The sequence below is a fragment of the Paenibacillus sp. AN1007 genome (genome assembly GCF_040702995.1).
Lineage (GTDB): Bacteria > Bacillota > Bacilli > Paenibacillales > Paenibacillaceae > Paenibacillus.
This window is the reverse complement of sequence record NZ_CP159992.1, coordinates 4,390,004-4,401,546: the sequence shown is the minus strand read 5'-3', so window position 1 is coordinate 4,401,546 and position 11,543 is coordinate 4,390,004. Positions and strand designations below refer to the sequence as shown.

Genomic DNA, 11,543 nt, shown 5'->3' with positions numbered 1-11,543 from the left:
CACAGAGGATAATCTTGCGGGTATAATATACAGAGAGAGGCTGTACATCATCAGTTGATGTGAGAAGAGTTAACATGACAGACGGATTTTGCTTTTCGAAACCGCAGATGTTGTGTATAATCACTCAAAATAGAGACAATCGGCTAGGAGTGATCCACATGCAATGGAACGATCTGAGAGAACATAGACAATATCCTGAACTTACGAAGCTGGAGGGCTCGCGTGCAGCATACGAACGTGACTATTCCAGATTGATTCATTCACCGACTTTCCGCAGACTGCAGGGCAAATCACAGGTATTCGGGGCCGGAACCGGTGATTATTATCGGACACGTCTAACTCATTCCCTTGAGGTGGCGCAGATTGCACGAGAAGCGGCCAGAAGTCTGTTACGGCATTACCCGGAGGTAGACTGGAGCCAGGCGGAGAGTCCAGGACTGATCATCGACTCGGAAGTTGTAGAATGTGCAGCAATCGCACATGATTTCGGCCATCCTCCTTTTGGACATAAAGGGGAAGAGGTGCTGGACGGTATCCTGGATGATCTGATTAACAGCGAGACCAAGAAGATTATGAAGAAAAGCCGTGCAGCGAAAACCCCTAAGGCGGAATCCGATGTACGAGCGGAGCTGAAGCGCAAATACGAGCATTTTGAAGGGAACGCACATAACTTCCGGCTCATTATGTATTTGGAGAAACGTGAGGATATTGACGGACTGAACCTGTCCGATGCCGTTCTGCTGGGGATCAACAAGTATCCCTATCCAGGCACCGAAAGCAAAAAAGGCATGTACCATCATGAATGGCAGTACATCCGCGAGATTCGGGACCGATGGAACATCCCGGCAGGCAAGAAAACACTCGAGGCCCAGCTGATGGACCTCTGCGATGACATCGCATATTCTGCACATGATCTGGAGGATGGCATCAAAGCTGGCAAAATCGAGGTGCATGAGCATTTCCTGCAGGACCAACATATCAACCGGCTTATCGTCGACAAAATCACCACACTGGAGGATCTGTTCTGGAAGGGCTGGACAAGAGAAGCGATCGCGGCAAAAGTAGAAGAGGTGCTTGCGTCATTTCTACGCATCTGGAATGAGAAGATGCCTTTCTGTGAGCACGATTACTCCCGTACCCGTCGTGAGGTGAAAGCGTATTGGGTCAGCCTTTTCGTAGGCAGTCTTGGTGTAATTGATGACGGGGACTGGAAAAAGGTAACCTTCGTCCGGGAAGGCGCGGAAGACCTCGACATGCTGCGCACGGTGAGTGTGCTCAAGAGCTTCGCCTGGGTGACGATGATCCGGGATCTGCGCGTACAGCGGCTGCAGAAACGCAGTGAATGGATGATTAAACGGTTGTGGGATGCCTTTCTGGATCCGGAAACATCAAAATCCATCATTCCTTCTGATTGGCTGCAGCGATACGAGAAAGATCAAGCGAAAGCACAGCCCATCTGGACTTGGGAGCATATGGTGATTGATTATATAGCAGGGATGACCGATGCGTTTGCCGAGAAGATCTACAATGAACTTTACGGTCTGAAGGTCGGTTCGATCTATGATCTGGATTAATAGAAGAGAGACGAGCAGCGGCAAAGGAGTTGTAGGAGTTGACTGCTAACTTTAGCGAAAACTTAAGTGAAAGTTGTAGTAAATATAATGGTAAAAGTGCTGGCCAGAACGCTGGAGACAATGCGGAGGGGAAATTCAGTCTGGGTGTGCTGGACCTTGTTCCCAGGCTGAATGACGCTTCTGCTGAACAGGCTCTCCAGCAGGCTGTCCTTCTGGCTCAACGTGCTGAAGTATGGGGATATACCCGGTACTGGACGTCTGAGCATCATGATATGGATGAGCTTGCCTCTGCTGCTCCTGAGGTGCTGCTGGCACATATAGGTGCCAGAACCGAATCGATACAGCTTGGATCAGGCGCCGTTCTGCTTCCGCACTACAGCCCGCTTAAGGTTGCGGAGTCGTTCCGCCTGCTGGCTTCACTCTATCCGGGCCGCATCGAGCTTGGCCTGGGACGAGCTCCTGGCGGAGGGCCGCATGCAGCAATGGCACTCAGCGGCAACTACCTGCAGCATGTTGCGACTCTTCCTGCCGCACTTGCTTCCCTGACCGAGCTCTTGGAAGACCGGTATACGTATGAGAATGTTCCGGTTACAGCGCGTCCAATCCCCGATATTCCGTTATCCCTATGGATGCTGGGGACCAATGTCAAAAGTGCAGCATACGCCGCACAGTTTGGTATGGGGTATGTATTTGGTCAATTTATGAGTGATTCCGATGGAGTGGAGGCGGTACAGCGTTATCGGAAAGACTTCGTGCCAAGTGCCCGGCTGAAGGAACCAGAAGTGATGGTGGCCATCCGGGTATTATGTGCAGCATCTGAAGACGAGGCTTTAACGTGGAGTCGTGAGATGGCGGAACGACGTAAGAAGGAACAGGAAGTGTATCCAATCCGAGAGGACACTACCCAAACTGCCCCTTATAATAATACGTCACAGGCAGGAGATAACGATGCACTTCGGCAGGTTGTCGGGACACCCGAACAAGTATGGCGTTATATCCGAGAGTTGGGTCAGCGACTGAGGACGAACCGCATACTCGTGGTCACGGCTGGACCTGATTATGAGCGGAGACTGGAATCTTATCGATTGCTGATGGAGGGCTTGAGTGAACAGCAATGAATCGTTTTTTTCATGATAAACTTAATGAGTCGGATGTTGTGAAATCGACATGGTCGTATCAAATGAAAGATGATCAAACTAGCAATCTATCATATGTTAGAGACCAAGAGCTGCAGATCTGAACGTTGCCGGATGCTGCAGTTCTTTTCATTTCGATAAATTTCAACAAATTTTCACGAATTACAGCGCTTACTGATCAAAGAATGCTATAATACTTTACGGCAATTGTGCAGATATAATATAGACGAGTTTGATTTGCAAGGGGCCAATAGATGGGTTTATTTGCGAAAATAGTACTAAGTTGTAAATGTGGAGAAAGTTGTTATGAGGGGGAAATCATATGTTCAGCAGATTTAAAATCAAGAGTATCGGTCTGCGTATCAGCATCGCGTTTTACTTGTTAATCCTCTGTTTGATTATTTTAAGCGTTACCATCATTGGCCGAATGAATTCGATTGAGACCAACACAAATGATATTACAGGTAACTGGATGCCATCTATTCAAGAGATTAACCGATTGAACTATACAACGGAGCATATTTTGTCTCTAAGCTATCGTTACTTTGATGCAGACACATCCGACAGACCCAAGATTAATGAAGAGCGTACCAAATTTATTCGTGAAACATCACAGGCTATGACTATTTATGATAAACAGCAAAAGTCTGCGGAAGAAGCGAAACATTGGTCGGAGTTTAAACAGAAGTGGGAAGCATATCTGAAAATCAACACTCAGGCGATTCGGTTGAGTGACGAAGGAGAGACGCAGCTCGCCAAAGAAGTAGCTGATAAAGGGGCAGAATCCTTTGATACCATGCAGGTGAATCTGGATTTTCTCGTTAATTACAATCAGCAGCAATCAGACATCTCGGCAGCGAAAACGATTCGTTCTGTTCAGGATGGCCGATTGTTTGTCATTATAGGTGTGCTTGCGATGATTCTCATCACGGCCGTATTTGTACCGATTATTCGTACACAGGTGGTCAAACCGCTGCTTCGTGTCATCAGTGCTGTTAAATTGATCGCGGAAGGTCAGTTGAACGTACAGGATGTGCACACCAAACATGAAGATGAGGTCGGTGCCTTGGCCAAAGCAGTCAATGAGATGAAGGCTAATCTCACTGCCATGGTGCTAAATGTAAGGCGTGTAGCCGAAACGGTAAATCGTCAAAGCAACGAATTAGCCATCGCTTCTGAAGAAGTCAAGATCGGCAGTCAACAGATTGCGATCACGATGGAGGAGTCTGCCAAGGCGGCCGAAAGTCAGGCTCAGACCGCTGTCGAGTCGGCTCGCACCGTGGATGAACTGAATGATCATATTCAGAAACATGCCGAGCAGGGGAACCAGCTTCGTTCCATGTCCAATCAAGTGCTGGAGCAGGGGCAGAGTGGACGTGAAGCCATGGAGGAATCGGTACAGCAGATGCAGCAGATTGCCAGCGCTGTGTCGTCCTCGATGAGCAAAATGGAACAGCTGAATCGCAAAAATGAAGATATCTCCAAGCTGGTCCTGGTGATTCATGATATCGCCCGCCAGACTAACCTGCTGGCGCTGAACGCTTCGATTGAAGCGGCACGGGCTGGAGAGAGCGGACGTGGTTTTGCTGTTGTGGCATCCGAGGTTCGGAAATTGTCCGAAGCTGTTCAGGAATCGGTTGAAGAGATCACAACCATTACTCAGGATATTCAGCAGGATTCCCAAGGAGTAGTGAACGAGCTGCGTTTGGGTGTGCAGGAGACGGAACTGGGACAGGAACGGGTATCTGCTTCAGGTCAGCTGTTCAAAACGATCAATACATCGGTTGAAAGTATGGTAGAGGTGATCGGAACGATGTCGCAAGGACTCGCAGGTATGGAAGAGAGCAGTGGTCGAATGAATGACTTCAGCCAGCAGATCTCTGCGGTGTCCGAGCAATCCGCTGCAAGTGTGGAAGAAGTATCTGCTTCGGCAGAGGAACAGGTAGGCTCGATGGAGGCGATCAGCAGCAACATTCAGACCCTGAAAGAAATGTCCGACGATCTTCTTGCATCGATTGAAAAATTGAAAGTATAACCTTTTCTATATAATAGAAGAAACAAGGTAAAACAATTGTTTGAATTGACAAATTTAACGTATCATGTTCCGTTTAGTATCAGGTCCTAAAAAACATGCAGCAATAGGGATTCCCATGCGGGGAATCCTTATTTTTTTGCTGTGTTCTCATATGAAAGCGAAGGTATATTTCGGCGTCGTTGATTCTCAGCTTGGCATTGGATACAATAACTACCTACAGCGCTTATCGATGAAAGTAAACCTGAATTTAAACAGATTTAAGAAACAGATTTAAGAAAAGTGAAATGAAGCCGGATTAATCCATCTGGTGATATAGATTTCGAGCATAAGGTAGATGGGAGAATGAGAAAAGTTATGGTTCCGGTGAAATATGTATACACGTATGCCTGTCATGAGAATGAACGACAATTATGCCAGCTTGAACTGAGCGCGCTGCTCGCATCGGCTTCAATGGTGTATTCGGACAGTGGTTCTTACGTTTGGTCTGAACGCTGTATCCCGCCGGGGAGAAGTCCGTTTATTCATGGACGGCTGGATGTACTGGGGGAAGGTGACTCTGTCACTGAACTGCTTCCTATAGCTCGTGAAATCCGTCTGACGCAGGATGAGACGTTTAAAGTGATTTGTCTGAAAGCGGGAGATCATCCCCCAGACTATGATCAGGCACGAAAGCTTGAAAGAGAGATAGGGATGTGCATCGTTGGAACAGCGCAGATGAAGAAACCTGAAGTGACTTTCGGCCTAATTAAAACGAAGGGAAAATGGATCTTCGGTCAGTGGACAGAATCCGACAAGTCGTGGCAGGTACATCAGCAAAAACCTCAAAATTACTCCACAGGATTTGGAGTTACTTTGGCTAGAGCACTGGTGAATATTGCGGTTCCAGAGGTTCGGAATCATCGCTTGCTTGATCCGTGCTGCGGAATGGGGACAGTGGTTATTGAAGCTTTATCCATGGGGATTGATACGAAAGGTAATGATCTTAATGCACTTGCTGTACGTGGGGCTCGTACCAATTTACACTACTTTGGATATGATCCTGATCGGATAACTTTGGGGGATATGAAGAGTTTGGAAGGTGAATATGATTCGGCAGTATTCGACATGCCCTATAACCTTTGCTCTGTTCTTCCCGAGCAGGAACAGCGAGCAATGCTGGTGAAATTACGCAAGTTATCCGGACGAGCTGTTGTTGTTTCTACAGAGTGGGTGCAGGAGCACCTGCTGACAGCCGGCTGGTCGATAGAACAGTATGTACCTGTACAAAAAGGCTCATTTATACGCCATGTCTGGGTATGTATGTAATGATACGATCATGTGCATAATAAACACTCCACTAGGGTAAATAGAATGTTTCCCTAGTGGAGTGTTTTGTTGTGTTATGTGATGCAGCTGTACTCATATGAATCGTGTTGCATGGGAACGGGTGTTTGTGTTAATATTTATGACTATAATCGACAAGGTTGAGCGGAAGAGTTTTACCAGCCACGTACGCTTTCAAGTTTTGGATGAAAATATCGAGGGCACGGGCTGTATATTGTTCTGTGCTTCCTGCGATATGGGGTGTGACCAACACATTGTCCATGCTCCAGAGCGGGTGGTCTGCCGGAAGAGGTTCCTCTTCAAATACGTCCAGAGCAGCGAATGCGATTTTTTCGCTGCCGAGGGCATGCAGTAATGCTTCTGTATTCACGCTTGGCCCCCGACCAACATTCACAAAACATGCGTCTGTCTTGAAATGGTCGAATGCATCCTGATTATAAATATGACGGGTTTCATCGGTCAGCGGCAAAATATTAATAACATAGTCGCCTTGGCCAAGAGCTTCATATAGTCCAGACATATCGTACATATGGTCAACATGAGGTACGTCTTTTCCAGAACGTCGTACCCCGATCGTACGCATCCCAAGGGCCTTTAGTACACGGGCAGTTTCTGTCCCGATCTCGCCAACCCCGACAATGACGGCCGTTTTGCCATGAAGCTCTGGCAGCGCCCTGCCCGGGTTTTTCCATTCAGCCTGCTGCTGATGCAGCATAGCTTGTCTCAACCAACGGCTGTGGGATAACATCATGCCCAGAATGATCTCTGTAATAGGGATGGCGTGAACCCCGTTGGCGCTGGTAACTTGAATATTTTTATGCTGCAGCTCCGCAAACGGGAGATTATCAACACCGGCTGACCAGACCTGAATCCATTTCAGAGGGCTGTCCTGTTTCAAGGCATGTTCGGTAACAAGGGGAGACCAGCCCAGTATGATTTCGGCTTCTTTTAATTCGGCAGGGTCCAGGTCCTTGGCTTTACCTACTTTAATGGTGTATCCTGGTGCGGCCTGCTGTATTTGCTGCTGCTGTTCTTCGGATAAAGATGGAAAACATACGATTTTACCCATAGTGTCTGTTCCTCCTGAGCGAATGAATTAGTCATTTCAAGTGTAGCAGATTCAGTACATGATGTGCACAAGCACGGTAAATGCAGGAATGAAGTCTGATATGCAAAATCCATATCGTGTGTCACTCTATATATACCCATCTTGAAATGATATGCATAAATATGGAATAATAGAGCGAACTTTAGAGAGGTGTATGCCGGTGAATTCCCGAATACTTCAAGAACATGCATCCAGACGTGAACGTCTGTTTATTGCTCTGCGTCTACCTGAATCCGTTCAACAGTCTCTTCATATGCAGACGCAGCTATTACGGAATAAGCTTGATTTTCGCAAATGGACAGACCATAGGGATTATCATATAACTTTGCAATTTCTGGGAGATACGTTGATGAGTGATGTCGGTCACCTTCGTGCTGCGCTGCACGCTGCTGCTGCCGAATTTCATGCATTTGACCTGGAGTTTGCTGCATGGGGGACATTTGGTCTGGAAGAAGCAACCAAGGTTCTATGGAGAGGTGTTAGCGGAGATTTGGAGCGCTTGCATCAATTGCAAAAACGTATAGTAGAGGTCACCAGACCCTTAGGTTTTGAGGCCGAGTTAAGACCATATCGTCCACATGTTACTGCAGCTCGAAAATATCTTGGATCCCTTCCAGGTATGGACAAACATGGTGTTTCCGAGATCATTACAGAATATGCTTCCCATGGTAATTCATGGTCTGTAGAAGGTTTTGTACTTTATGTGACGAGGCTTGGACAAACGCCAATGTATGAGGTGCTGGATACGTTTTCATTTTCCTGAAAAACTTTTTTATACCATAAACTCACATTGACATTGTGTTTATCCCTATGTAATATTAGCCAACGTTATTCAAATTCTTTTTTTTGGGTTACTTAGATTAGGGAATTGTTTGGACAGGAGGAATCTTCGAATGGAAATTATAAGTAAGAATCGTTGGGTAGCACCGATGTTATCTGTGCTGCTTGTATGTATAGTGGGGGTAAATGTCGTTCAGGCGACTGGGAAATGGTATCAAGCGAGTGAAAGTAAACAAATGACGGAGCTTGCGTCTTCGGCTCATAATAACTCATCATTGCCGCAAGAGCAGAGGCGAATGACGGAAGACGGGACAAGTCTATCTGCTGACTCGTCTGTGCAGACCGCTGCGTGGACGAATGCACTGCCAGCCAAAAACTGGCTTTTGAATGCTCAGGAAGAGCAGGAGCAAAAGAAAGCTGCGGCCAAGCAAAAAGCAAAAGCTATAGCTGACGCCAAAGCGAAGAAAGAAGCTGCCCTGAAACTGGCCAAATTGGAACATGCCAAAGCAGCGGCTGCGATGTCAACTCCCCCCCAAAAACTTTACTTTACGCGGACCAAACTTCTAAATCAGGAAGATGCAAAACTCGCAACCTGGTCATACAGTGTGTCCGATAAAGAGCTGTTTCTGCTGCAAAAAATTGTCATGGCAGAGGCGGAAGGCGAACCGTACAAAGGCAAAGTGGCTGTGGCCAACGTTGTCTTGAACCGGCTGCGGTCAGCCAATTTTCCCGATACCATTTACAAGGTCATCTATCAGAAATCCCAGTTCAGTCCTGTGGCGAATGGACGTCTCAAACGGGTAACACCGAATGAAGACAGCATCAAGGCAGTCAATGCTGCACTGAACGGACAGAAGGAAGTCTCTGATGATACGTATTATTTCTTATCATTGACACTTGCTGACGATCTGACCGTGGCCCGCACGAAGAAAGAAGTACAAACGATTGGTCATCATACTTTTTACAAGTAAAAGACCTTAAAATTCTGCAAACAGGCAGGGTAGTTAACTATGTGAGTGCCGCATGAGCCCTGAAAATTCTGGGAAGCAGTTTTATTTCGTCATTTTTGAGTAAATATCTATCTGTAATTTACCCATTTTTTTGGCAGAATATTCGATAAAATTGAGCAGAATTCAAAAAGGTTCCCCTTCGCTGCATGAAGGGGAACCTTTTTATTATTGGAGTCCAGATTAACATCTAGATGGATTGTGTAATGTTAATCATAGACTCAGACGAACTCTAAGGTGGGCTAGAGGCGTTATAAAGGTAGTCTGGTACCAGACAAGGGTCTGGTGGCAATTCCGGCTGAGAAGCGCTCCAGGGACGTTGTTGTGACTTCAGTCTTTGAAGGGAACAGTAAATCATGAACGGCTTGAGCACAGCAGGTTGGATCGTAAGCCAAAGAACGGCTGGATTGGTGCACTCGCCGCTGAGGACGACCAGCCTGCATAGACTGGTGTTCAGACAGTTCCCGGAATCGATCGGTTATGACGTCCGCCGAGTGAATGATCTCTCCATATCCAGCTTGTACAAAATACTCACAGTTCTCCTCTTCCTGTCCTGGATGTGGCGGGATAAAGAGCATCGGAAGACCTTTAGCCATCGCCTCCGTGCATGTCATGCCTCCGGGTTTAGTGATGAGAACATCAGAGACATCCATGAGTTTGCTGACTTCCCTGGTGTAGCCCAAAATACGTATATTTGGGTGCTGGAAGCAGGGGATTTCCTTCATTTTGTCTATCATTTTCTGGTTGCTTCCAAGACAAAAGACTAACTGTACCCGATCTGCCCATGATGCGAGAGCTTTCATATGATCCTCTTCAAAAGAAAGTCCCCAGCCGCCGCCCATCAGCAGCGCCGTCGGCATGTTTTTCAGTCCCATCTCTTCTCTCAGTTTGACTTTGTCGCCGGCTTCCCAGAAATCAGGATGCACAGGGATTCCTGTAATCTGGATTTGTGAAGAGGGGATACCTCGAATCTCAAGCATAGCTTTGACTTGAGGCGTGGAAACCAGATATTTGTTTACCTCAGGGTTGATCCACGTTCCATGTACATCGTAATCCGTGATCAACGTATACAGCGGGATATTCAGGCCTTGACGTTTAAGCCTGGAAATGACCGCATTGGGAAACGGATGAGTGCAGATCACGATATCCGGCTTCAACTGGGATACGACCTGCGCCGTTTGTGTGTAAAAAATACGGTGCAACGCCAGTTTGGTTAAGCCGTTTAACGATTTGTTGTACTGTGTGCGGTACAACAGGCTGACAAGTTTGGGTTGAACCGATAGTGTCTTTCGATATGCAGAAAAGATCAGCGGAGCGACGGTCGGATTCAAAAATTTCCCAAGTTCAATAACGCGGCTGTGAACATGGGGACTAACTTTTTTGATACCATGTGCCAAGGCATGAGCTGCCTGTGTGTGACCAGTACCGAATCCTTCTGATAATAAGAGCACTCTTGGTTTTCGCATGAGTTCACCTTTATTCATAAGTTTGAGTTAATTTAAAATGGAATAAAAACAGCATTCGTAAGTTTTAAGTAGGATAGTCCTGCTAGGTTTGTTACTACATGAATATACAGTAAAACACCGAATCATGTTTCATCCAAACAATATTTACACGGTACACCGAGTTTTGAGACAGCAAACTTCAGTTATGTGCGGATTGTTTAAGTCATCTTACACTATAGACGACGAAGCGGACAGTTTCCACTGCATTTCGGTTAAAAAATATTAATACATTTTTTTATTGTTAGGCTTGCAATCTTATTTTCAAGGTGATATTGTAGTTTTTGACCAAATGACCGTTTTGTATTTCTGGTCATTCGAAGAAGAGCGATTGAATCACTCATCACATTTGATATGAAGCAAGGAGGAGATAAGATGGCTCCGATCGACAGGAGACAGCAGGTCATTCATGCAGCCGCCCAGTCGTTTGCCATGTTTGGATACAAAGCGACCACGATGGATCAAGTTGCCAAGATCGCCAATGTGGGCAAAGGCACGATTTATACTTTTTTTACGAATAAGGAACAGCTGTTTGATCAGATTCTGGTGGAAGTCATTCAGGAGATGAAAAATATCGCGCAGCGCGAAGTTCATCAGGAGAGTGCATTCTTTGATAACTTGTTTCGCGTGCTGGACGCGCTGCTGGAATTCCGCCGTGATCATGAACTGCTCGTTAAACTGTCTCAGGAATTGAAGGATTTCGGAACGCTTCAGGCCAAAGAGGGTCTTGAAAAAGTAGAGAAAGTCATTACGGATTTTCTGGCCCGTGAATTGGAGAAAGCAAGAGATAGCGGAGAAATCCGCGATTGCAATCCGCAAGTGGTTTCTTTTATGATGATTCGTCTGTACATCGCACTAACCTCAGACTGGAGCAAGCACCATGAGCCGCTTAGCAAAGAAGAAATCAAGAACTACTTTCGTCTTTTCCTAATGGAAGGCATTGCGGCCATCCAATCAGCCGAAGGTCTGTGAGAGGACGTGCAGGACGTCAAAGGTCATGAACACAACGCGTTATATATGAAACTTGTCTAAGGACAAGTTTGTTTTTTGCTCTGGACTGACCGTTTGAGAGAAATGG

The 11,543-nt window shown here is 46.4% G+C and carries 9 protein-coding genes; 7 read left to right on the top strand and 2 right to left on the bottom strand.

The window, feature by feature from the left end; genetic code table 11:
- Window positions 1-158: 158 nt before the first annotated feature.
- The 4 genes from dgt to ABXS70_RS19860 all read left to right on the top strand — a co-directional run bounded on the left by dgt (window position 159) and on the right by ABXS70_RS19860 (window position 6,050).
- Window positions 159-1,574 (top strand): dGTP triphosphohydrolase, encoded by a 1,416-nt coding sequence (gene dgt, locus ABXS70_RS19875; protein ID WP_366290225.1) that lies wholly within the window; start codon window positions 159-161, stop codon window positions 1,572-1,574.
- Between the two features lie 140 nt (window positions 1,575-1,714).
- Window positions 1,715-2,692: an MsnO8 family LLM class oxidoreductase gene (locus ABXS70_RS19870; protein WP_366296697.1), complete on the top strand. Its 978-nt coding sequence runs from the start codon at window positions 1,715-1,717 to the stop codon at window positions 2,690-2,692.
- Window positions 2,693-3,032: 340 nt separating this feature from the next.
- Entirely contained in the window at window positions 3,033-4,745 is a 1,713-nt protein-coding gene (locus ABXS70_RS19865; RefSeq protein ID WP_342554622.1) for a methyl-accepting chemotaxis protein, read from the top strand.
- A gap of 342 nt (window positions 4,746-5,087) precedes the next feature.
- Window positions 5,088-6,050, top strand: a complete 963-nt coding sequence (locus ABXS70_RS19860) for an RNA methyltransferase (protein ID WP_366290222.1) — start codon at window positions 5,088-5,090, stop codon at window positions 6,048-6,050.
- Window positions 6,051-6,180: 130 nt separating this feature from the next.
- On the opposite strand, the gene ABXS70_RS19855 is transcribed toward ABXS70_RS19860, so the two are convergent.
- A complete protein-coding gene (locus ABXS70_RS19855) occupies window positions 6,181-7,137 on the bottom strand; it encodes a D-2-hydroxyacid dehydrogenase (protein ID WP_366290219.1) in 957 nt (318 codons plus the stop codon).
- A gap of 199 nt (window positions 7,138-7,336) precedes the next feature.
- Here ABXS70_RS19855 and thpR point away from each other — a divergent pair, with 199 nt between their 5' ends.
- Both thpR and ABXS70_RS19845 read left to right on the top strand, forming a co-directional pair.
- Complete coding sequence (gene thpR / locus ABXS70_RS19850; protein WP_366290216.1) at window positions 7,337-7,939, top strand: RNA 2',3'-cyclic phosphodiesterase; 603 nt, start codon at window positions 7,337-7,339, stop codon at window positions 7,937-7,939.
- A gap of 130 nt (window positions 7,940-8,069) precedes the next feature.
- Entirely contained in the window at window positions 8,070-8,927 is an 858-nt protein-coding gene (locus ABXS70_RS19845; RefSeq protein ID WP_342554626.1) for a cell wall hydrolase, read from the top strand.
- 287 nt (window positions 8,928-9,214) lie between these two features.
- Here the strand turns inward: ABXS70_RS19845 and ABXS70_RS19840 are convergent, their stop codons facing one another.
- Window positions 9,215-10,429: a glycosyltransferase gene (locus tag ABXS70_RS19840; RefSeq protein ID WP_366290213.1), complete on the bottom strand. Its 1,215-nt coding sequence runs from the start codon at window positions 10,427-10,429 to the stop codon at window positions 9,215-9,217.
- A 411-nt stretch (window positions 10,430-10,840) separates the two neighbouring features.
- Between ABXS70_RS19840 and ABXS70_RS19835 the strand changes: the two genes are divergently transcribed.
- The gene (locus ABXS70_RS19835; RefSeq protein ID WP_366290211.1) at window positions 10,841-11,437 is read left to right on the top strand and encodes a TetR/AcrR family transcriptional regulator; all 597 of its coding nucleotides are present in this window, start codon (window positions 10,841-10,843) and stop codon (window positions 11,435-11,437) included.
- Window positions 11,438-11,543 lie beyond the last annotated feature (106 nt).

Excerpts from the sequence above, each read along its gene's own strand:
- dgt (WP_366290225.1), top strand. The coding sequence starts at position 159 with ATGCAATGGAACGATCTGAGAGAACATAGACAATATCCTGAACTTACG.
- ABXS70_RS19840 (WP_366290213.1), bottom strand. The coding sequence starts at position 10,429 with ATGCGAAAACCAAGAGTGCTCTTATTATCAGAAGGATTCGGTACTGGT.
- ABXS70_RS19845 (WP_342554626.1), top strand. The coding sequence starts at position 8,070 with ATGGAAATTATAAGTAAGAATCGTTGGGTAGCACCGATGTTATCTGTG.
- ABXS70_RS19865 (WP_342554622.1), top strand. The coding sequence starts at position 3,033 with ATGTTCAGCAGATTTAAAATCAAGAGTATCGGTCTGCGTATCAGCATC.
- ABXS70_RS19855 (WP_366290219.1), bottom strand. The coding sequence starts at position 7,137 with ATGGGTAAAATCGTATGTTTTCCATCTTTATCCGAAGAACAGCAGCAG.
- ABXS70_RS19860 (WP_366290222.1), top strand. The coding sequence starts at position 5,088 with ATGAGAAAAGTTATGGTTCCGGTGAAATATGTATACACGTATGCCTGT.
- ABXS70_RS19835 (WP_366290211.1), top strand. The coding sequence starts at position 10,841 with ATGGCTCCGATCGACAGGAGACAGCAGGTCATTCATGCAGCCGCCCAG.